General features: G+C 63.6%; 23 protein-coding genes and 1 pseudogene. 11 read left to right on the forward strand and 13 right to left on the reverse strand.

The genetic code is table 11. The annotated features are described in order from the left end of the window. Window positions 1-2: 2 nt before the first annotated feature. Together hypA and hypB are read left to right on the forward strand one after the other, a co-directional pair. A complete protein-coding gene (gene hypA, locus RI103_RS09210; RefSeq protein ID WP_310815026.1) occupies window positions 3-332 on the forward strand; it encodes a hydrogenase maturation nickel metallochaperone HypA in 330 nt (109 codons plus the stop codon). Further along, the gene (gene hypB, locus RI103_RS09215; RefSeq protein ID WP_310815027.1) at window positions 332-1,387 is read left to right on the forward strand and encodes a hydrogenase nickel incorporation protein HypB; all 1,056 of its coding nucleotides are present in this window, start codon (window positions 332-334) and stop codon (window positions 1,385-1,387) included. The genes hypA and hypB overlap by 1 nt, the downstream gene beginning before the upstream one ends. A gap of 33 nt (window positions 1,388-1,420) precedes the next feature. Here hypB and RI103_RS09220 read toward each other — a convergent pair whose 3' ends face one another. The 8 genes and pseudogenes from RI103_RS09220 to RI103_RS09255 all read right to left on the reverse strand — a co-directional run bounded on the left by RI103_RS09220 (window position 1,421) and on the right by RI103_RS09255 (window position 7,699). Further along, window positions 1,421-2,164: an SDR family oxidoreductase gene (locus RI103_RS09220; protein WP_310815028.1), complete on the reverse strand. Its 744-nt coding sequence runs from the start codon at window positions 2,162-2,164 to the stop codon at window positions 1,421-1,423. A gap of 57 nt (window positions 2,165-2,221) precedes the next feature. Then, window positions 2,222-3,346: an amidase gene (locus RI103_RS09225; RefSeq protein WP_310815029.1), complete on the reverse strand. Its 1,125-nt coding sequence runs from the start codon at window positions 3,344-3,346 to the stop codon at window positions 2,222-2,224. After that, complete coding sequence (locus RI103_RS09230) at window positions 3,343-3,858, reverse strand: nuclear transport factor 2 family protein (RefSeq protein ID WP_310815030.1); 516 nt, start codon at window positions 3,856-3,858, stop codon at window positions 3,343-3,345. The genes RI103_RS09225 and RI103_RS09230 overlap by 4 nt, the downstream gene beginning before the upstream one ends. A 20-nt stretch (window positions 3,859-3,878) precedes the next feature. Continuing rightward, window positions 3,879-4,256 (reverse strand): hypothetical protein, encoded by a 378-nt coding sequence (locus tag RI103_RS09235; RefSeq protein WP_310815031.1) that lies wholly within the window; start codon window positions 4,254-4,256, stop codon window positions 3,879-3,881. 188 nt (window positions 4,257-4,444) lie between these two features. Beyond that, window positions 4,445-5,761 (reverse strand): MFS transporter, encoded by a 1,317-nt coding sequence (locus RI103_RS09240; RefSeq protein ID WP_310815032.1) that lies wholly within the window; start codon window positions 5,759-5,761, stop codon window positions 4,445-4,447. Window positions 5,762-5,803: 42 nt separating this feature from the next. Then, window positions 5,804-5,932: pseudogene (locus tag RI103_RS09245) on the reverse strand (tautomerase family protein); the annotation flags it as partial. Next, window positions 5,919-6,419: an aromatic-ring-hydroxylating dioxygenase subunit beta gene (locus RI103_RS09250; protein ID WP_310815033.1), complete on the reverse strand. Its 501-nt coding sequence runs from the start codon at window positions 6,417-6,419 to the stop codon at window positions 5,919-5,921. The gene RI103_RS09250 and the pseudogene RI103_RS09245, both read right to left, overlap by 14 nt. After that, window positions 6,416-7,699, reverse strand: a complete 1,284-nt coding sequence (locus tag RI103_RS09255; protein WP_310815034.1) for an aromatic ring-hydroxylating dioxygenase subunit alpha — start codon at window positions 7,697-7,699, stop codon at window positions 6,416-6,418. Before RI103_RS09255 ends, RI103_RS09250 begins: the two co-directional genes overlap by 4 nt. Before the next feature lie 105 nt (window positions 7,700-7,804). Here RI103_RS09255 and RI103_RS09260 point away from each other — a divergent pair, with 105 nt between their 5' ends. After that, a complete protein-coding gene (locus RI103_RS09260; RefSeq protein WP_310815201.1) occupies window positions 7,805-8,725 on the forward strand; it encodes a LysR family transcriptional regulator in 921 nt (306 codons plus the stop codon). A gap of 4 nt (window positions 8,726-8,729) precedes the next feature. Here the strand turns inward: RI103_RS09260 and RI103_RS09265 are convergent, their stop codons facing one another. Beyond that, window positions 8,730-9,617, reverse strand: coding sequence for a LysR family transcriptional regulator (locus tag RI103_RS09265; RefSeq protein WP_310815035.1), 888 nt, complete (start codon window positions 9,615-9,617; stop codon window positions 8,730-8,732). 103 nt (window positions 9,618-9,720) lie between these two features. Here RI103_RS09265 and RI103_RS09270 point away from each other — a divergent pair, with 103 nt between their 5' ends. The 3 genes from RI103_RS09270 (at window position 9,721) to catC (ending at window position 12,272) form a co-directional block, all read left to right on the forward strand. Further along, window positions 9,721-10,878 (forward strand): muconate/chloromuconate family cycloisomerase, encoded by a 1,158-nt coding sequence (locus RI103_RS09270; protein WP_310815036.1) that lies wholly within the window; start codon window positions 9,721-9,723, stop codon window positions 10,876-10,878. Between the two features lie 55 nt (window positions 10,879-10,933). Next, window positions 10,934-11,842, forward strand: a complete 909-nt coding sequence (catA, locus tag RI103_RS09275) for a catechol 1,2-dioxygenase (RefSeq protein ID WP_310815037.1) — start codon at window positions 10,934-10,936, stop codon at window positions 11,840-11,842. A 139-nt stretch (window positions 11,843-11,981) separates the two neighbouring features. Further along, window positions 11,982-12,272 (forward strand): muconolactone Delta-isomerase, encoded by a 291-nt coding sequence (gene catC, locus RI103_RS09280; protein WP_091800467.1) that lies wholly within the window; start codon window positions 11,982-11,984, stop codon window positions 12,270-12,272. A gap of 83 nt (window positions 12,273-12,355) precedes the next feature. Here catC and RI103_RS09285 read toward each other — a convergent pair whose 3' ends face one another. After that, window positions 12,356-13,333, reverse strand: a complete 978-nt coding sequence (locus RI103_RS09285) for a PDR/VanB family oxidoreductase (protein ID WP_310815038.1) — start codon at window positions 13,331-13,333, stop codon at window positions 12,356-12,358. A 161-nt stretch (window positions 13,334-13,494) separates the two neighbouring features. Continuing rightward, a complete protein-coding gene (locus RI103_RS09290) occupies window positions 13,495-14,379 on the reverse strand; it encodes a LysR family transcriptional regulator (protein ID WP_310815039.1) in 885 nt (294 codons plus the stop codon). Between the two features lie 159 nt (window positions 14,380-14,538). On the opposite strand from RI103_RS09290, the gene RI103_RS09295 reads away from it, so the two are divergent. Beyond that, complete coding sequence (locus RI103_RS09295; RefSeq protein WP_310815040.1) at window positions 14,539-15,315, forward strand: sulfite exporter TauE/SafE family protein; 777 nt, start codon at window positions 14,539-14,541, stop codon at window positions 15,313-15,315. Here RI103_RS09295 and RI103_RS09300 read toward each other — a convergent pair whose 3' ends face one another. Continuing rightward, the gene (locus tag RI103_RS09300) at window positions 15,316-15,510 is read right to left on the reverse strand and encodes a hypothetical protein (RefSeq protein ID WP_310815041.1); all 195 of its coding nucleotides are present in this window, start codon (window positions 15,508-15,510) and stop codon (window positions 15,316-15,318) included. A gap of 337 nt (window positions 15,511-15,847) precedes the next feature. On the opposite strand from RI103_RS09300, the gene RI103_RS09305 reads away from it, so the two are divergent. After that, window positions 15,848-16,594, forward strand: coding sequence for a glucose 1-dehydrogenase (locus RI103_RS09305; protein WP_310815042.1), 747 nt, complete (start codon window positions 15,848-15,850; stop codon window positions 16,592-16,594). A gap of 114 nt (window positions 16,595-16,708) precedes the next feature. On the opposite strand, the gene RI103_RS09310 is transcribed toward RI103_RS09305, so the two are convergent. Further along, window positions 16,709-17,593: a LysR substrate-binding domain-containing protein gene (locus tag RI103_RS09310; RefSeq protein WP_310815043.1), complete on the reverse strand. Its 885-nt coding sequence runs from the start codon at window positions 17,591-17,593 to the stop codon at window positions 16,709-16,711. A gap of 119 nt (window positions 17,594-17,712) precedes the next feature. Between RI103_RS09310 and RI103_RS09315 the strand changes: the two genes are divergently transcribed. From RI103_RS09315 to RI103_RS09325, 3 genes are all read left to right on the forward strand, one after another. Further along, a complete protein-coding gene (locus tag RI103_RS09315; protein ID WP_310815044.1) occupies window positions 17,713-18,945 on the forward strand; it encodes a 2-aminoethylphosphonate--pyruvate transaminase in 1,233 nt (410 codons plus the stop codon). A 12-nt stretch (window positions 18,946-18,957) separates the two neighbouring features. Beyond that, a complete protein-coding gene (phnX, locus tag RI103_RS09320; protein WP_310815045.1) occupies window positions 18,958-19,761 on the forward strand; it encodes a phosphonoacetaldehyde hydrolase in 804 nt (267 codons plus the stop codon). Window positions 19,762-20,000: 239 nt separating this feature from the next. Beyond that, window positions 20,001-20,903, forward strand: a complete 903-nt coding sequence (locus RI103_RS09325; protein ID WP_310815046.1) for a hypothetical protein — start codon at window positions 20,001-20,003, stop codon at window positions 20,901-20,903. The last annotated feature ends 5 nt before the right edge of the window (window positions 20,904-20,908 follow it).

A 20,908-nucleotide genomic window follows, 5' to 3' on the forward strand; every position in this document is an offset into this window, starting at 1 on the left:
CCGTGCACGAGTTGAGTATTGCGAGCAGCGTCGTCGAGATTTGCGCGGAACAGGCGCACGGCGCGCGCGTCCGACGCGTGACGCTGGAGATCGGGCAGTTATCGGCGGTGATGCCGGAGGCGATCCGGTTCTGCTTCGACGTGTGCGCGAAAGACACGGCGGTGGAGGGTGCGACGCTGGATATCGTCGTGATACCGGGCGAGGCGCGTTGTCTTACCTGTGGCGCGACGCTCGCGGTCGATGTGCCGTTCGGGCAATGCGCTTGCGGCAGCGAGAGTCTCGAACTGATTTCCGGCCAGCAGTTGAAGATCCGGCAGATGGAGGTGGTGTGATGTGCACGACATGCGGATGCTCGAACACGCAGAGCGCGGCGGTGACCGATCTGGAGGAGCCGCAGGCGATGAAGCGGCAGGCCGCGGGCGGCGGTTCGCCTGAAACTGCCTATCGGCGAGTAAGCGGGCAGGCTCATGCTCACGTGAGCGCGAGCGTGCACGCGCATGGTCATTCGCATGCACACTCGCACGGCCAGTCTGAGCCGGATGAGCATGCGCATCATCATGACCATGCGCATGACGACGGCCACGTACATGCACGCTCGCATGCGCATTCGAATGTGCATTCGAATGCACCCGATCACGCGCATGACCATGCACACGATCATCACCATGAAGTCGAACATGGCACATCGGTCACATTGGAACGCGACATTCTGGCAAAAAACCAGTTGCTGGCGGAGCGCAATCGCGGCTGGCTCGCCGGCCGTTCGATACTGGCGCTGAATCTGATGAGCTCGCCGGGCGCCGGCAAGACGACATTGCTGGAACGAACGATCCGCGATCTGGGTCACGCGTTCCCGCTCACTGTGATCGAAGGCGATCAGGCCACGCTCAACGACGCCGAGCGGATTCGCGCAACCGGCGCGCGCGTGGTGCAGATCAACACCGGCACCGGCTGTCACCTCGACGCCGAGATGGCGTCGAGGGCGCTGACGCAACTCGACCCGCCGTTGCATTCGGTGGTGATGATCGAAAACGTCGGCAACCTGGTGTGTCCGGCGTTATTCGATCTCGGCGAAGCGGCAAAAGTATTGATTCTTTCGGTGACTGAAGGCGAGGACAAGCCGATCAAATATCCGCATATGTTCCGCGCGTGTTCCCTGTTGCTGCTGAACAAGATCGATTTGCTGCCATATTTGCGCTTCGATGTAGAGCGGTGCATCGAGTACGCGAAACGTGTCAATCCCGAGATGCAGATTCTTCAGGTGTCGGCGCAGAGCGGAGCGGGGATGGAAGGGTGGTATGGATGGTTGCGCAGCCGCGCTGCGACGGTGCGTGAGGTGATGGTGGTGCGCGATGACGATGCGGCCACAAGCAGCATGCTGCGTTGATGCATGCCGCTGTGGTCTACCCACGCATCCGTATCAGCGCATGAACAGCCCGCCGTTCACATCCCAGCACGCGCCGTTCGCGAAGTAAGCATTTTCCGCGGCGAGCATCACCGCGACATCGGCGACATAATCGGCCGAGCCTAGACGTCCCGCCGGAATGTTCGCGATCACCGCCTTCAGCTTGTCGGGCGCGACGCTTTCATGCACGATCGGCAGATCCATCGGTCCGGGCGAAATGGCGTTGACGGTCACGCCCGCAGCACCGAGATCGCGCGCGAAGACCTTGGTGAGCGTGATCACACCGCCTTTCGCCGCCGCATAGTGCGCGCCGGTTGCCGCTCCCCCGTTCTGTCCCGCCAGCGACGCGATGTTGACGATGCGGCCCGCGCCCGCGTCGGCGAAATGCTGGCCGAACACCTGGCAGCCGAACAGCACGCTGCGCAAGTTGACGTTGATGACCTGATCGAATTGCTCCGCGGTAATGTCCATCACGGACACGACTTTGGAGGCGCCAGCATTGTTGACCAACGCATCGACGCGCCCCCAGCGTTGCAGGATCGCGTCGCGCGCAGCGATGAATGCTTCTTTTGCGGTGACGTCGAGATGCAGCGCGAACGCAGTGGAACCGTCGGCGCTCAGATCACGCGCGAGGGCTGTGGCTGCTTCGAACGCGATATCGCCGATGGCGACTGCGTAACCCGCCGCATGAAAGCGCGTGGCGATCGCGGCGCCCAGGCCGCGCGCGGCGCCGGTGACAAGAACGACTCTTTTCTGCATTGTCTCGACTCCACTTCGAAAAAAAACGGCCGCTGTTCGCGCGGCCCGAGGCGTGGGTCAAGCGGCAAGGGCGGCTTCGAAACGCGCCGCGATGGCGCACACCTGCTCATCCTGACCCTTGCGTCCAACGATCTGCAAACCTGCCTTGAGCGGCGAACTGTCGATCGGCAACGGCAAGCTCAACGCCGGATGGCCGCTCAGATTGAACGGCCGGATCAGCGAGGACATCGCGATCACCGGCGCGCCGCCGCGTGCCTGTTCGAGTGTGATCGGTAAGGCGGGCAGCGTGGGCAGAATCAGCACATCGACGTTCTCGAGCGCCTGATCGACCGCCGCCGTGAATTGGCGGCGCACCTGTTCGGCTGCGTCGAGTTGCGCGGCGGTGGTGTTGGCCGCGGCGCGCAGGCGCGCGTCGAGATCCGCACCGAGTTTTCCGCTTGCCACCAGATGGCCGAACGCACGCGAGGTTTCGGCGTTGATGACGACGAGGCCCGCGTCGAAGGCGGCGGCAAGCCCGGCGAGCGGCAGCGGGTGCGCGACGCAGCCGGCTCTATCGGCCGCGCGTGTTACGGCTTCGAGGATGTCGGTCGCGGCCTCGGCCTGCACGATGCCGACCTTGCACGCGCCTTGCCAGACATGCGCGGCGTTCGCGTCGAAGTCCGCGGTGATCGCCTGCATGGCGGCAACGAGCATGCGCATGTCGCGTGCAAACGGCCCGACGCAATCGAGCGTGGATTCTCGCGGCGCCACGCCGAGACGCGATACGCGCCCGAAGGTAGGCTTCAAACCAATCACGCCGCAGCACGCGGCGGGGCCGCGAATCGAGCCGCCGGTGTCGGTGCCGAGCGCGGCGTCGGCGAGCTTCAGTCCGACCGCCGCCGCCGACCCGCTCGACGATCCGCCCGGAATGCGGGCCGCGTCCTGCGGATTGCGCGGCGTGCCGGTGTAGTCGTTGATGCCGGTCATGCCGAACGCCAGCTCATGCATGTTGGCCTTGCCGACGATGTGCCAGCCGGCCGCAAGCAATCGTTCGACGACTTGCGCATACCGTGGCGCGGGCGGCGTCCCGGCCAGTGCGCGACTCGCAGCCGTGGTGGCGTAACCGGCGATGTCGATCGTGTCCTTGATCGCGATGCTCGGACCGCTACCGCCTAATGACAGCGTCTGGATAAACTCGTTCATGGGTTTGGTTTCCTTCCATTGACCTGCCACGGCGCGTCGAACAGGCGCTCCGTGCGAAAGTGCGTGATGAGCCAGTCTCGGCCGTTGCCCGCTGGCGCGAAATCCACCTCGAGGCGCGCGGAGATCAATTCGGCTTGCGCATCGACATAGCCCGACGCCTGCAGCATGATCCAGCGACCCTTTGCGCTCGCGCTGCGCACGTCGATGGTTTCCGAAGTGAGGAAGTGCACGTTCACCGAGAAATGCGGCGACGGCGGCAGGTAGCGCGTGAGCATCGCGAGAATGCCGGCGTGGCCCGTCAGGCGGCCGAACTTGCTCGCGTACTGTGGGCCGATGCCTTCCCAGATGGCGTCGGCGGAAAAGAGCGCCGCGAGCGTCTCGCCTGCGAGCGCGCCGGACGGCACGTCGCACAGCGCCATATAGCGCGCCATCGTGCGGCGCACCGCTGATTCGGCTTCGAGCGCGGCGAGGCGCCCGGTCAACATGGCAAGCGTATCCTGGTTTGGGTTCATCGCATCACGCTCCGTCATGCTCAAGCCGCACTGGCATGTTGCGGCGGCACTTGCAGCGCGCGTCCAACACGGGCTTCGATCCTGCCGAACCGCCACAGGTTGTATTCGCCGACCGGCGTGGTGCGATACAGGTTGCACACGGCTACGGTGGTGTCGAAATCGCGCACGTCGGCCATGATGTAGAAGGTCCACGGCGAGTTGTCGGCGTGGCCCACGGTGAGGCGGTCGTCATCCATGATGCCGAGCACCTTGACGCCTTCCATCGACTCGATCGCGGCCAGCATCTTGCCGTAGGCCTGCCAGACTTCGCCGATCTGCTCGCGCGGCAGGTCGAAGAAATTCTGCGTGACGCCGCAGCAGAACAGAACTCGCAGCGGCAGTGTTGACGTATCGGACATGAGAGATTCCTGCTTGAAATTCTGGTTGTGCGGATCGTGATCAACCGGAAAGTGGCTTACAGCTAGCCCGGAATCGGCGGCACGCCCACGAACACCGCACGGCGCCGTCGCGAATCCGCGCGGCGCAGCGAAGCGCGTCTACTCGAATATGCTGCCGCTCGTTGCCGCGCCGGCCGGCCGATCTCGGCTCAATCATGCGTGGTGCTGGTGTTGCGGGGAATCGTCACGAGCGTGAGGGCGGTGATCACGCCGAAGCCGATCAGCATCAACGCGACCGGCCACGGCGCGCGCACTTTTGCATACAGCGCGGTGGCGACGAGCGGCGCGAGTCCACCGGAAAATACCGAAGCGATTTCGTGACCGAGCGCCATGCCCGAGTAGCGCACTTCCGTGGGGAACAGTTCGCCCATCAACGCGGGTTGTGTGCCGATCATCGCAGCGTGGCAGAAGGGCAAGCCGAGCGCGAGCGAGACGAACACGAGCATCGGCTGATGCGTGTCGATCAGCCAGAAAGCGGGAAACGCGATCACCACCAACCCGAGCGCGCCGATCATGTACACCGGCCGCCGCCCGATCACATCCGACAGACGCCCCCACAGTACGATCGTCACGAGTTCGAGCAGCATGGCGACCATCACGCCGCCGAGCATCACTGAAACCGGCACACCGATCGTCTTGCCGTACACCAGCACGAACGAAAGAAAGATATACGTCCCGCCGTTTTCGGCGACGCGCAGCCCCATCGCCTGCAAGACCTGCTTCGGATGATTGCGCAACACCGTCAGAACGGGCATGTGTTTCGGTTTGGCAGCCGTGAAGTCGCGGCTTTCCGGCAAGCGCCGGCGAATGTACACGCCCACGCCGAAAATCAGCACGCTGGCAAGAAACGGTACGCGCCAGCCCCACGACATGAAGCTTTCGACCGGCAAGCGCTGCACCAGATAGAACGCGGCCGCCGACAACACGAAGCCCCCCGCCACGCCCAGCTGACTGAACGCCGCATAGTAGCCGCGACGATTGGCCGGCGCGCTCTCGCTGATCAACAACACGCCGCCGCCCCATTCGCCGCCTGACGCGATGCCTTGCACGACCCGCAGACACACGAGCGCGGCCGGCGCGAGAAAGCCGACTTGCGAGAATGTCGGCAGCAGGCCGATGCCGAAGGTCGCCACGCCCATCATCATCAACGTGACGACGAGCGCGCGTTTGCGGCCGTGCCGGTCGCCGATATGGCCGAACACGATGCCGCCCAGCGGTCGCGCCAGGAACCCGATCGCGAAGCCGGCGAAAGCGGCGAGCGTGCCGAGCAGCGGGTCGCCATGCAGCGGGAAGAACAGCGGTCCGAAGATCAGCGCGGCAGCGGTACCGTACAGAAAAAAGTCGTACCACTCGAGCGCATTGCCGAGGACCGAGGCGATGATGATGCGCCGCAACGTCCGCGAGGTGGCCGGCGCCGCGGGCAAAGGGGGCGATCCGGCCGTGGGAGAAAGCGTGTCGTTTTGCATGATCGTGCCCGCTGGTTCGCGTTAATTGATAAGGGGAAGGCGCTAGCGCCCGAGTGCTTTCGCGGTCTGCCCGCCGATGCCGAAATCGGTATCCGGAATGTCCTTGATCATCACGCAGGCGGTGGCAAGCGGCGTGTCGAGCACGCGGTTTCGAGGATCAGAGCAGGAAGCCGATCGCGCTCAACGCTTCGGTCGAGTCGATCAGGCGGATTACCTTTTGCACGATGCGCGCCTCGCCGCTACTGAAACTGATGCGATGCGTGAGGTCCGCCGCGAACAGCGTGGACTTGCCGCGCTTGTACGCGACGATGACTTGCGCGGAATTCACCGTCACTTCATCGCTGGCGTCGCTCGTGAGCGTGAAACGCGACACGGTGCGCACGGTGCGCGCGGCGTCGCTCGCCGATGCCGAATAGCCGGACGTCATGCGTTGCACGCGTTTTTCGCGCATGCCCTGGTCGTCGTACGCGTAGTTCAGCGTGGCGGCGAAGTCGGTGGTGTCGTGATCGATCGGCACCACGTAGAAGCCCGTCGGGTCCCACAGCGTGAGCCACTCGCGATAGTCCTTGCGGTCCAGCAGTTCGGCTTCGCGCCAGATGAGTTCGATCGCGCCGGCAAATGTCTTCTGCGAAAACAGCGTGTTCCTGTCGTCCATCATGCTTGCTCCATCATCGTGCGCCATTGCGCGTACGCTTCGCGCATGCCGGTTTCGTCGGTGGCGTGGGCGGTCTTTTCGCCGTTCGGTGCCGTGCTCTCGCGATTCAAACCGCGGTTCACGAGAATCGGCAGATCGGGGCCGGCCTGCGAGCCGCGCTGCACGCGCTCCCAAGCTTCGGCGTCGTCCGGGCTGCCGAAACCGAACGGCCCCTGGAAGTGTTCGTGAATGCGCAGGCGCACGCGGTTCGCTTCTTCGGGACCGCCGTCCATGGCGAGGGCGACGTGGCGGATCTCGGTCTCGTTCGCGGAGATGGGCCGCAGCACACGGAAAAAAGCCATCGACAGCGCGAGGTTCGGAAACAGATTCAGATTGAAGCCGACGCCCATCAGCGAGCGCACGATCCGGCGCACTTCGTCCGGCGCATGGTCCCTGGCGAGCGAGGCCGCAAGTGCTTCGAAGCGTTCGGGAATCGGCGCGCCGTCATCGCGGTCGAGGTCGACGATTTCCGGCACCAGCACGGCGAGGCTATGGCCGTTGCCGAGGGAGCGGCAGAACGCTTCGTCGCTCGTCATGAAGCTCGTGATCGCGGCGGCGGTTTCGTCGTCGATCGATTTCATCCACGACTTGTGGACCACCGGGAAATGATAGAGGTCGGTGGTGTTCTCGAGCTGGATCTTCCAGTTGCCGTTAAAGCGGAAGCGATGTTCGCCGTTGGCCTTGATCGGATAGCCCGCGCCCTGTTTCATGAACAGATCGATCCACGGCTTCGCGCCGCCGAGGAAATCTTCGAGCGGCTCGATCTCCTGATTGAAGCTCGCGAAGATCAGTCCTTGATAAATGCCCACGCGCAGGCTGGCGAGCGGCAGTTCGGTCTTGTCGACCACGCCTTCGTAGCCGTCGCCGTATGGCAGCGCGCGCAACGCGCCGTCGAGGCCGTAGGTCCAGCTGTGATACGGGCACGTGAAGCCTTTCGCATTGCCCTTGTGCTGTTCGCACACGGTCGCGCCGCGGTGGCGGCAGCGGTTCTGCAAGACGTTGACCGCGCCGGTCTTGTCGCGCACCACGATCACCGGCTGACGGCCGATCGTGGTGGTGCGGAAGTCGCCAGGATTCGGCAGTTCGCTTTCGTGCGCGACCCAGATCCACGTCTTGTAGAAAATGCGTTCGAGCTCCGCTTCGAAGACGGCCGGGTCGTAGTACAGCGACGGGGCCACGCGATCGGACTGGGCGCGCTGATACAGCGCGCTCGTGTCGACGGTCTGATATGAGGATTCGCTCATGGCTCTTGCAGGTGGGGTGGTCGATGAAGCGAAGTCTGGCCGAGCCGTTGATATGCGTCAAATTGATCTAAAATGAAATATAAGATCAACCGCATGGATATCTCGATGAACTCGCTGGATCATGTCGACCTCAACCTGCTGCGCGTTTTTCAGGCAATTGTCGAAGAGCGCAGTCTTACTCGCGCGGGCGAGCGGCTGGCGCTCTCGCAGCCCGCCATCAGCTATTCGCTAGGGCGTTTGCGCACGCTGTTCGACGATCCGCTCTTCATTCGCACGCGCGCCGGCATGCAGCCCACGCCGATCGCGCTGGAACTGTCGACCATCGTGTCCCGCGCGCTCGACACCGTGCGCGAAGCGCTGCGTTACGCGGAGCATTTCGACCCGGCGGTGAGCACGCGCACGTTCCGGCTGTCGTTATCGGATGCGGGTGAATTGGCGTATCTGCCGCCGATTTGCGAGGCTTTGCACCGCGAGGCGCCGCGTGTGAGATTGCGTATCGAGCCGTTGCCGGTCGAAGAAATGGAAGACGCACTGCGCGCGAGCCGGCTCGATTTCGCCATCGGCAATCTGCCCGCGCTGACCGCGCGCACGCGGCATCAGGCGTTGTTCGAGGAGACATATGTGTGTATGACGCGTAAGCGCCACGGCTTGCCGCGCACGAAGGAGCTGAGTCTGAAGGCGTTTCTGGATGCGTCGCATGTGCAGATCACCTCGGTCGAGCACAGCCACCACGCGCTCGACGACGAATTCCGCGCGCAAGGCGTCGGGCGTCATATCGCGCTGGAACTACCGCATTTCGTGGCGTTGCCGAGCGTTTTGGCTGTCACGGATCTGTTCGCCACGCTGCCACGGCGCCTCGCGCACATCTTCAACCGCGACGGCGGTTTTCAGATCTATGAACTGCCCGTGACCTTGCCGATCGCGGCGGTCACAATGCATTGGCACGAGCACTTCGATCAGGACGAGGGCAACGTGTGGCTGCGCAACCTGATGGCCGATATCGTGCGGCGCTTCGACGAGAAGTGAGGTGTCAGGCCCGTTTGAACAGATCCCGGGCGAGTGAACATAGCAGCGTGGTGGTCGGCGACTCGTCCTGCAAGCGGCGGCTCATGATGATCGGCGAAGCGACGTTGGCCGCCGGAATCGGCCGGTACACGACGCCGTGCGCGCGCAAGCCTTCGACGCTTTCCGGCACGAGGCAGACGCCCACCTGCGCCGCCACCAGGCCCAAGGCGGTCTGCAATTCACGCACTTCATGAATCGCCTTCGGCTCGAGCGCATGGTCGTGCATGGCCGATAACTGCTGGTCGGCGTAGCTCGGACGCGGCGTGCTCGGGTAGACAATCAAGGTTTCCTGCGCGAGCGCCGCCAAGGTTAGCGGCTTCTTCTGCCGGGCGAGCGGATGGTCTTGCGGCAGCGCGGCAATCATTCTTTCTTCCAGAAGGACCTCGCGCGCGAGTTGCGCGTCGTCGAAACGCAAGCGGCCGAAGCCGACGTCGATCCGGCCGCCCTTGAGCGCCGCGAGCTGTTCGATCGTGAACATTTCGATCAGCGACAGTTCGATATGCGGCGCGGCCTCGCGAAACGCGCGAATCACGGCGGGCAGCGCGCCGTACAGCGTGGACGGCACGAAACCGATCACCACGCGCTCGGCCAGTTGCGCAAGCCGGCGCGTGAGCGGGGCGAGTTCGTCCGCTTCGTCGACGAGGCGCCTTGCTTGCGTGTAGAAAATGCGGCCGGCTTCGGTCAGGCGCAGCGGCCGCGAACCGCGTTCGAACAGCGCCAGACCGACGCTTTCCTCGATCTGCTGGATCTGACGGCTGAGCGGCGGCTGCGTCATGTGCAGGCGCTGGGCGGCCCGCGTGATGTTCATTTCTTCCGCGACCGCGATGAAGTAGCGGAGTTGGCGAAGTTCCATGCATACCCCTGAGGTATGGAAGTAGTCGGAATCGGTGTTGGACTGCTTCGCGTGTTTGTTTCTATTATGGGGCTCCCGTTCAGGCAGTTCAGGAGAGCAACGAATGATAGCAACACCCGTGAAGATCGAGAGCGTGGAGACGATTCTCGTCGACGTACCGACGATCCGTCCGCACCGCCTCTCGGTCGCAACGATGAATTGCCAGACGCTGGTGCTGGTGCGCATCCGTTGCGCCGACGGGTTGGTCGGCGTGGGCGAGGGCACCACGATCGGCGGCCTCGCTTATGGCGAGGAGAGCCCGGAAAGTATCAAGGTCAACATCGACACTTATTTCGCGCCGCTGCTCAAAGGGTTGGACGCCACGCGTCCGGGCGCCGCGATGGCGAAACTGCGCGAGCTCTTTCAGGGCAACCGGTTTGCGAAATCCGCGCTGGAAACGGCGTTGTTCGATGCCCAGGCGCAGCGCCTCGGCGTGCCGCTGTCGGAGTTGTTCGGCGGCCGTGTGCGCGATTCCGTGGACGTGGCTTGGACGCTCGCGAGCGGCGACACGCAGCGCGATATCGACGAAGCGGAGCAGGTGTACGAGACGAAGCGTCATCGCGTGTTCAAGCTGAAGATCGGCACGCGCGCGGTGGCGGACGACGTAGCGCATGTCGTCGCGATTCGGAAAGCGCTGGAAGGACGCGGTGAAGTGCGCGTCGATGTGAATCAGGCGTGGAGCGAATCGGAGGCGATCTGGGCCGCGCGGCGTTTTGCCGATGCGGGCGTGACGCTGATCGAACAGCCGATCGCCGCGGAGAACCGTGCGGGACTCAAGCGTCTGACCGACCTCGCGCAGGTACCGATCATGGCCGATGAAGCCTTGCATGGCCCGGCCGATGCGTTCGCCGTTGCCAGCGCGCGCGCCGCCGATGTCTTCGCGGTGAAGATCGCGCAATCGGGCGGCCTCCTGGGTGCCGCGCAGGTGGCGGCCATCGCGTGCGCCGCGAATATCGACCTGTATGGCGGCACGATGCTCGAAGGCGCGGTCGGCACGATCGCCTCGGCGCAGCTCTTCAGCACCTTCGGCGAGTTGAAGTGGGGCACGGAACTGTTCGGCCCCTTGCTGCTGACCGAAGAAATTCTCACCGAACCGCTGCGCTACGAGAATTTCGCGCTGCATCTGCCGCACGGTCCGGGTCTTGGCATCGCGCTCGACTGGGACAAGATCGACCGCCTGCGGCGCGACACGCGCAAAGGCGCCAGCGTCACCACGAACTGAAGCACCGAAGGCTCATCCGTTAGCCATCCAGAACATCAAACGAAGGAGATATCCCATGAACAAGCAAACTATCGACGCACTGCTCAACAAGATCAACGACAGCGCCACCAGCGAAGGCAATCCGCGCACCAAGCAGATCGTCAACCGGATCGTGCAGGATCTGTTCTATACGATTGAAGATCTCGACGTGCAGCCCGCCGAATTCTGGACCGCGCTGAACTATCTTGGCGACGCCGGCAAGAGCGGCGAACTCGGTTTGCTGGCCGCGGGTCTGGGTTTCGAACATTTTCTCGACCTGCGTCTGGATGAAGCGGAAACCAGGGCCGGTATCGAAGGCGGCACGCCGCGCACGATCGAAGGCCCGTTGTATGTGGCCGGCGCGCCGGTCTCCGACGCGCATGCGCGTCTCGACGACGGCACCGATCCGGGCCAGACGCTGATCATGCGCGGCCGCGTGCTCGGCGAAGATGGCAAGCCGCTCGCTCATGCGCTCGTCGAAGTGTGGCACGCGAACCATCTCGGCAACTATTCGTACTTCGACAAATCGCAGCCGGCTTTCAATCTGCGTCGTTCGATCCGTACCGACGCCGAAGGCAAGTACAGCTTCCGCAGCGTCGTGCCGGTCGGCTATAGCGTGCCGCCGCAGGGCCAGACGCAACTGTTGCTCGATCAGTTGGGCCGTCATGGACATCGTCCGGCGCATATTCACTTCTTCGTTTCCGCGCCGGGTTTCCGCAAGCTGACCACGCAGATCAACATCGACGGCGATCCGTATCTGTGGGACGACTTCGCCTTCGCCACGCGCGACGGCCTCGTGCCGGCGCTCAAGCAGGCCGAGGGCGCCGAAGGCAAACCGTATGGCGTGGACGGCAATTTCGCGCTGATCGATTTCGACTTCACGCTGTTCAAGGACCGCGACAATCTGCCGGACGCCGAAGTGGAGCGTCTGCGCGCTGAAGCCTGATGCCGCTTGCGCAGGGCTGAAGCCGGGCACCTGAGAGAAAACGCCCGGGCGTATCGCACGAATCTGTCGGCCCTGGTTGCGCGGCGCGATTGGCCGGGCCGCCGGGGCCTTTTGTTACCGATCAGAGAGGAGAGCAAGCATGCTGTTTCACGTTGAGATGACCGTCAACCTGCCGGCCGATATGGATGCCGAACGCGCCGCGCGCCTGAAGGCCGATGAAAAGGCGATGTCGCAAAGGCTGCAACAGGAGGGCGTGTGGCGGCATTTGTGGCGCATTGCCGGCCGCTACGCGAATATCAGCGTGTTCGACGTGGACAGCCCCGCGCATCTGCACGACGTGCTGAGCCAGTTGCCGCTGTTTCCGTATATGGATGTCGAAGTGCGCGCGCTGTGCCGGCATGCGTCGTCGATTCGCGACGACGACCGGTAAGAAGAGGCGCGTGTGAAAGGTGCTGCGAATGCAGCACCTTTTTGTTTCGCGGTTGAAAAGGCTCGGCGTGCCGGTGATCAGCCTTAGAGGTCCAGTACCAGAACCGGCGAAGCGGCGCGCGAGATGCAGCAGCAGATCACCTTGCCGCTCGCCCGTTCCGCCTTGCTCAGACAATGGTCGCGATGTTCGGGCGTGCCGCTCACCACGTCGACCATGCAGGTGCCGCACACACCTTCGCCGCACGACGTATCCACTTCAATGCCGATCGACGCCAGCGCCGCGACGATGGTCGTGTCCTTGTCCACGCGCACGGTCGCGCCGCTGCTCGCGATCCGCACGTCGAATGTGTCGAGCGTGGCGGATTCGGCACTTGTGGCCGAAGCCGGTTGCGCGGCGAATCGTTCGAGATGGATCGCTTCGGACGCGACAAGCGTTTCGCCGATCGCCACCACACGCTCCATGAAAGGCGCGGGCCCGCAGGTATAGAGGTGCGCGCCGTCACGCGCCTTGGCGAGGCAATCGCCGAGCACCGCGTCGAGCCCCTCGCGCGCAACGCCGAAGTGAAGCTTGACGTAATCGCTGAACGGCGCGCGCGAGAGCAGCGGCAAAAACGCCGCGTGCTCCGCGCTGCGCGCGAAATAGTGCAACACGAAACGCTGTTGTTGCCTGAGCAGACGGTACGCCATGCTCAGGAGCGGTGTCACGCCGATACCGGCTGCGATCAGAATATGTTCTGTGGCGTCCGGCGCGAGTTGGAACAGATTGCGCGGCGCACCGATGGTCAATTCGCTGCCGACCGTGACCTCGTCATGCAGCGAACGCGAGCCGCCGCGCGACGTCGCTTCGCGCTTCACGGCGAACAGATGCGCGTCGCGCTGATCCGGGTCGCCGCACAACGAATATTGCCGCGTGACGCCGGATGGGCCGGTGACATCGATGTGTGCGCCGGGTTCGTAGTGGTCGAACGGTTGCCCGTCCAGACGCGACACGCTGAACGAGCGCACGCCATGCGCTTCGTCGCGGACGCGGTCGACGCGCACGTTGAAGGTGGTTCTTTCCATGATCTTGCCGGCAAAAAAGGAGCGGACGGCGCATGCAGCGAGCCGCATGCGGTTGTGCGTCAAGGATAAGAAACCGCAATAAATCAGGCAAATCGATTAAAAATGGTTTGTTAGATCAACCGGGTTGATAATAGGTGGTGCAGGCGTGCCGGACCGTAGCTTCAAATCCCGGCCAGATGCCGCACCAGCGCCTTTTCGGGGCGCGGCATCGCGTTCAGGTCGCGCGTGCAGATCAGCAATTGGCGCGCGGCCCAGCTATCGGTCAGCTCGATCGTGCGGATGCCGGGCGTGCCGCGATAGCGCTTCGCCGCCGTCGCCGGCACGATGCCCAAGCCGGCGCCTTGTTCGACCATGCAGCAGATGGCGTCGAATGTCCGCACGTGGGTGCGCAAGCGAAGCGGCTGGCCGGCCAGCAGCGCACGCTCGCCAAGGTAGGCTTGCAACGCGCTGTCCGCGCTCAGTCCGATGAATTCCCTGTCCGCCACTTCCGCCAGCGTCGTGCGGCGGCGGGCGGCGAGCGTGTCGTCGCGGCTCGTGATCAACACCAGTTTGTCGATGGCGAAGGGGAAAGTCTGCAACGCGCCGTGATCAACCGCATCGGAAATGATGCCGATTTCAGCCGCGCCGGTCAGCACCGCCTTGACCGTTTCGCTGCTTTGACGCTCCTTCAGGTCGATCTGCACGTTGGTGTGGTCGCGCAGAAAGAGGCCGATCGCAGAAGGCAGGAACTCGGTGATGGCCGCCGTGTTGGTCCACAGCCGTATGCAGGCTTTGCGGCCTTCCTGATGCTCGCCCAGTTCGCCCTGCATTCTTTCGATTTGCCCGAGTACGAGTCGCGCGTCATGCGCGAGCGTGTCGCCGGTCGGGGTGGATTCGACGCCGCGTCGGCCGCGTTCGAGCAGCGGCATGCCGAGGGCGTCTTCCATGCCGCGTAGCCGCGCGCTCGCCGACGGCAACGACATGTTGGCGCGCGTAGCTCCGTGGGTGATGCTGCCGGTTTCGAGGACGTACAGAAAAAGGCGGAGGTCGATGAGGTCGAAGCGCATGGGGAACGGATTGTCGTGTGGTTGCCGGTGAGGTTCAGCTGAGTTGCAGCCTGAGTTGCTGCCTTAGCCCCAGCCTAAGTCACAGTAAGTATCTTACGCATTGTGGCCGGCCTTGCGGCGATTGAAAATTGCCGACATCACTTCAATCACAACATTCCGATGATCTCTTCGTTTGCGATGCGTGCGGGCGTGGTCGCCGCGACCTTTGTGGTCGCCGGCTTCGTCAAGGGAGTGACCGGCATGGGACTGCCGACTGTCGCCATGGGCGTGCTCGGCACGCTGATGCTGCCGGCGCAGGCCGCCGCGATGCTGCTGCCGGCGCAGGCCGCCGCGATGCTGCTGTTGCCGTCGTTCGTGACGAACGTCTGGCAACTGTTCGCGGGGCCGAGCGTGCGGGCGCTCCTCAGACGCTTGTGGCCGATGATGCTGGGCATCGTCGCCGGCACGGTCGCGGCCGCGTCGTTCATTGCGGGCGGGGGCGGCGAATGGGCCGTGGTCGGACTCGGCGCCGCGTTGACGCTTTACGCCGTAGCCGGTTTGCTGGCGTGGCGCTTCTCGGTGCCGCCGCGGCACGAGCGCTGGCTGTCGCCGTCGATCGGCGCGGTGACGGGCGTCGTCACCGGCGGCACTGGCGTGTTTGTGGTGCCGGCAGTACCGTATCTGCAAGGGCTGGCGTTGAAGAAAGAGGATCTGGTGCAGGCGCTCGGCTTGTCGTTCACGGTCTCGACCATCGCGCTCGCGATCGGACTCACACGAGAGCACGCGTTTGCCGCCGGCGATCTGGGCGAGTCGCTTTTCGCCGTGGTCCCGGCGCTGCTCGGCATGTGGATCGGACAGCGCGTGCGCGGACGCATCGGCGCGCAAACCTTCAGGCGCTGGTTCTTTATCTGTCTGCTTGGACTGGGCATTCAATTGATGGCGCGCGCATTCGTTTAATCAGGCAGCGGTGAAAGCGAACGTGGAAGGAGCAATATCGTGTGGCCCATTATTCTGGATACGCTCGGCGCGCTGGCGGTGCTGGCCAGCGTGGCCGCGCAGATCATGTTGCTGCGTAAGTGCTGAATTCATTGCGCCGTAAGCCGTGTCATTGGCATTGCCGGCATCGAGCCGTTCTCGCAGGAGCGCGTCCATGCACGCCCCGGAACGGTTTGGTCGGCAGATACTTGCACTTGCCGTCCAGCGTGATCCGAGAGTGGAGATCGCCGATCGGTGTTATGTGCGCGCTTACTCGTGATCCACCCATGCGCGTCAGTAGACGGCGCCGCCTTTCGTATCAAGCCTTCCAGCCATCCGCGTTGCCTGTCGTCCGATTGTTCGGCTCAACCGACGTATCTATTCGCCTTCAGCCGCTTTATCCACACGGCCGACGTCCCTACATTGTCACCAGTGTCAGCGCCAGTGCATTTCCACCGCAACCCGCGAATCTTCGCGACAGCGTCGGCGCGAATCCCATTTAAAGGAATCGATCATGAGCAAGCTCACAGGTAAAGTTGCAGTCGTAACCGGTGCATCGAAAGGTATTGGCGCGGCGATCGCCAAGGCATTGGCGGCGCAAGGCGCTTCAGTGGTGGTGAACTATTCGTCGAGCAAGGCGGGCGCCGACAGCGTCGTCGATGCGATCACCGCTGCGGGCGGCAAGGCGGTGGCCGTTGCGGGTGACGTGTCGAAAGCGGCGGACGCGCAAGGCATCATCGATTCGGCGGTGGAAACGTATGGCCGTCTCGACATTCTCGTCAACAACTCGGGTGTGTATGAGTTCGCGCCGATCGAAGAGATCACCGAAGAGCATTTCCATAAGCACTTCAACGTGAACGTGCTCGGTCTGCTGTTGACTACGCAGGCGGCGGTCAAGCATCTCGGCGAAGGCGCGAGCATCGTCAATATCAGTTCAGTGGTGAGCCGCATCACGCCGCCGGGCAGCGCGGTCTATACGGCCACCAAGGGCGCCGTCGATGGCATCACGGGCGTGCTTGCACGCGAGCTCGGCCCGCGCAAGATCCGCGTCAATTCCGTGAATCCTGGCATGGTTGCAACCGAAGGCACGCATACCGGGGGCATCCTCGGCTCCGACTTCGAAACCTGGGCCGTCAGCACGACGCCGCTCGGCCGTATCGGCCAGCCTGACGATATCGCCGATGTCGTCACCTTCCTCGCTTCCGACGACGCACGCTGGCTGACGGGTGAAAGCCTGATCGCGAGCGGTGGATCGCGGTAAGCGGTTCGGCGCGAAAGTTTGTGGCGTGACGAGCTAGCGTCACGCCACATTGCGCCACATTGCGTGACAACGAAGAAAGCCGTCCGCAGGCATGCCTGCGGACGGCTTACTGTTTCATCCCGCCGGCGTAACCGCACCCGGCTTCGTCAACTCCACAGCGAACAACGCATCCAGCAGATTCGATCCCGGCCGCTCGGCGAGCCGCGTGAGCGATTCGATCATCCGCACCTGACAGTCCTGTAGCGGAATCATTCTGATCCGCCGCGATTCGTTGAATTCGGCGCGCGCGATCACCCCCACGCCCATGCCCTGCGCGACCGCTTCTTCGAGCGCCTCGCGGCCGTCCACGTACATCACCGGTTCCACCTGCAACGATTCGCGCACCAGTTCGATTTCGAGCAGCTGCTGCGTGACGGATTGCGACTCGCGGAAAATCATTGGCTGCCGCACCAGTTCGGTGTAGCTCAGTTTGCGTTTCTTCGCCACCGGATAGCTCATCGGCACCATCGCCACCAGCGGATCGCGCCGCAACACGCGCGCTTCGAGACGGCTGTGCACTTGCGGCGCGGCGGTAATGGCCGCGTCGACGGCGCTCGAAAGCACGCGTTGCATGCAGTCCGCAGCGTTGGCGATGGACAGCGTCACGACAATACCCGGATGCAGCTTGCGAAATGCGCTGATCAGCGCGACCGCCAGATCGGGCGCGTCCGCGGCCAGCGAGAGCGAGCCGGATTCGAGGCCGCCCGCCGATTCGAGCAGCTGCCGCGCGTCGCGTTCGCAACCGAGCATTTGCCGCGTCACGCTGAACAGGCGCAGACCGAGTTCCGTGGTCTCGACGCCACGCGGCCCGCGTTCGAACAGTTTGACGCCGTAATCCTGTTCCAGCCGCCGCACGTGATCTGACACGGCCGGCTGGGTGAGCGAGAGCGCCTGCGCCGCCTTGGAGAACCCGCCATGTTCCGCAACCGCATGAAACGCCCGCAATTGCGCGTATTGCACGTATGCCTCGCTAGCCTATAAGTTATTGCGATACCCACATCGATTATATCGATTTTACCGATGCCACGTATTTCTGTACTGTGTGAGGCACCGAAACAGCGATACCGGAGATTCCGAACATGGACAGCGTGATCGACCGTTCCTCAGCCGTGAACGCCGCAGCTGCCGCCGCCGTCACGTGCGCGCCGCCGGCGAAGGGCGAGCCGTATCTGTTGACGCCCGGGCCGCTCACCACGGCGTTCTCGACCAAGGAAGCGATGCTGCGCGACTGGGGCTCCTGGGACGGCGATTTCCGCGCGATGACCGCGCTGCTGCGTGGCAGCCTGCTGGAGATCGCAGGCGACACAACCGGCGAATACGACTGCGTGCCGCTGCAAGGCAGCGGCAGCTATTGCGTCGAGGCGATGCTCGGCAGCCTGATTCCACGCGACGGCCACGCGCTCGTGCTGGCCAACGGCGCGTACGGCAAACGCACCGCGACCACGCTCGGCTATCTCGGCCGCGCCTGCACGGTGCTCGACAAGGGTGACTACCTGCCGCCGCGCGGCGCCGAGGTGGAACGCATGCTGGACGCCGATCCGCGCATTACGCACGTGGTCGCCGTGCATTGCGAAACCAGCTCGGGGATTCTCAACCCGATCGAGGAGATCGCCGCCGCCACCGCGAAGAAGGGCCGCAAGCTGCTGATCGATTCGATGAGCGCCTTCGGCGCGGTGCCGCTCGACGTGCGCGAGATTGCCTGCGAGGCGTTCGTGTCGTCGGCGAACAAGTGCATCGAGGGCGTGCCAGGTTTCGGTTTCGTGATTGCACGTAAGCGTGCGTTGCAGGAGGCGAAGGGCCGCAGTCACTCGCTCGCGCTCGACGTCTACGATCAATGGGACGTGATGAACCGCACCGGGCAGTGGCGTTTCACGCCGCCCACCCACACGGTGGCCGCGTTTATCGAGGCACTGCGTCTGCACAAACTAGAAGGCGGGCAGGCCGGACGTCTTGCGCGTTACGCGAGCAATCGCGACGTGCTGGTGGCCGGCATGCACGAACTCGGCTTCGAGCCGTTGCTGAACGCACGCTGGCGCTCGCCGATCATCGTGACGTTTTTCGCGCCGGCGCATCCGTCGTTCAAGTTCGAGCGCTTCTATGAATTGATGAAGCAGCAGGGCTTCATCATCTATCCGGGCAAATTGACGGTGGTGGACAGCTTCCGTATCGGCTGCATCGGCCAGGTGGATGAGCACGTGATGCGCCGCGTCGTGGCGGCGTGCGGCAGTTCGCTGCGGACCATGGGCGTCGGGCATGCCGCGCCGCCGGCGGCCGCGATCGAAGAACGCAAGAGATTGGCCGCAGCGGCCTGAGGAACGAAGTCAATGAAACACGTCAAAGCAGTGATTTTCGATTGGGCCGGCACGGTGGTCGATTACGGTTCGCTGGCGCCGATGGGCGCTTTCGTCGAGACATTCGAACAGTTCGGCGTGTCGATCACGATCGACGAAGCGCGCGGCCCGATGGGCATGGCCAAGCGTCCGCATATCGCGGCGCTGATGGCGTTGCCGCGCGTCGCGCAAGCCTGGGCCGACAAATACGGGCACGCGCCGGGCGAAGCGGATATCGACGCCGTGTACGACGTATTCGTGCCGAAGAACATCGCGGTGGCCGCGAGCTACAGTTCGGTGATTCCCGGTGTGGCGGAAGTAGCGAGCGCATTGCGCGGCGACGACATCCGCATTGGCACGACCACCGGCTACACGCGCGAGATCATGGCCGAGATCGTGCCGGGCGCGGCGGCGCAGGGCTTTTCGCCGGACAGCATCGTGTGCACCGGCGATACGCCGGAAGGGCGGCCGTCACCGTACATGATCTATAAGACGTTGCCGGAACTGGGCGTCTGGCGCGCGAAGGATGCGATCAAGGTCGACGACACCGAGGTCGGCATCGAAGAGGGCATCAATGGCGGCACGTGGGCGGTCGGAGTCGCGGTGAGCGGCAACGCGTTCGGCATGGCCGAAGACGACGTCAAGGCGTTGGCGCCGGATGAATTCGCATGGCGTCGCAAGGCGGCGATCGAGAAGCTGCAGGCGGCGGGCGCGCATTATGTGATCGACAGCGTCGCTGATCTGATGCCGGTGGTCTACGACATCGAAGCACGCCTCGCGCGCGGCGAGCGGCCTTGATGGGTTGAGGGGCGGGGGAGCTCGTTGTGGTTCGTGGAAGGCGCACCGGTTTTTGAGCGGTGCACCTTTTCCGTTGATGATATTCGACGGCAACTGGTTTTTATGGTGCGGTCCAGCTAAAGCCGTTGACGGTGAATCCATATTTCAGAAATTTCCAGCCGGTATGCCGCCGAATCCTACAGAAATGCTCCGCCGACATTGAGCAAGATTGATGACGTCACACTTGGCGGAGTCAATCAATGGGCGGCACCGAACTGAAACGCGACGCCTCGCATCGGTACACGTTGTATCGCACTGACAGAGCGTTTATGCCATTTGCGTCGCGCGACGACCAGCACCGGGCCGTCGACGAAGGCAAACGGTTCACATTGGCGGCCTATGCGGACGCATGGGCCAAAGACGCTGGCCTGGTAAAACGAGTACGCACCTTCCTGCACCGGAACTTCTATTGGCACGACCGGCTGGCGAAGAACGGCAGCGCTCTGGACGTTGTTCGGACTTTGCAGGACATGGTGCGCGGCGACAGCGTCGTGGTCATTCCCGAGCGCCTTACCGGAACCGCGAGCGTGATGCGTTCGCAGCGCAACCCAGCATCGCCGTTTTGGGGCACCGTGGACGGCGATGAAAAGCCTTTTGTTTCCATCGCGGATCGTTACCGCGCCCAATTGGAACAGATGAATGCTGACCCATTGACGTGGGCCGAAATTCGAGCGCTGCAGGACGGCATCAACGTGGATTTCATGCAGGCGATGTTCCAGACCGTCCCCGTTGCCAGCGCGGTCATCTTCTCCAAAGCAGGGTGGATCAGCAAGTATGGCGTCCCGGATCTATCGGAGGCCGGACCGGTTGATACTATCGCAACCAGTCGCAGCGCGTTCGGTGGTGCGCGGCCGTTTGAGTTCGGCGACGGCAGACTGCCTGCCGGCACGATGGCACTGGCCGGCATACCGTTTGACGGAGAGCCGAACGCTTGGGCGGAGAGCGCGCCCGGGAAGAAGAAACAATGGCGCATGTATGGGCCGGATGGTGCGCCCGTGGTTGATATCGATTTCGACAACCATCACGGTCAACCGAACCCACACGCGCATAACTGGGACGATTGGGGCCGCGATCATGGCTGGCCGGTCTCAGTACTTCCGTAGGACGA

Source organism: Paraburkholderia sp. FT54 (assembly GCF_031585635.1).
Lineage (GTDB): Bacteria > Pseudomonadota > Gammaproteobacteria > Burkholderiales > Burkholderiaceae > Paraburkholderia.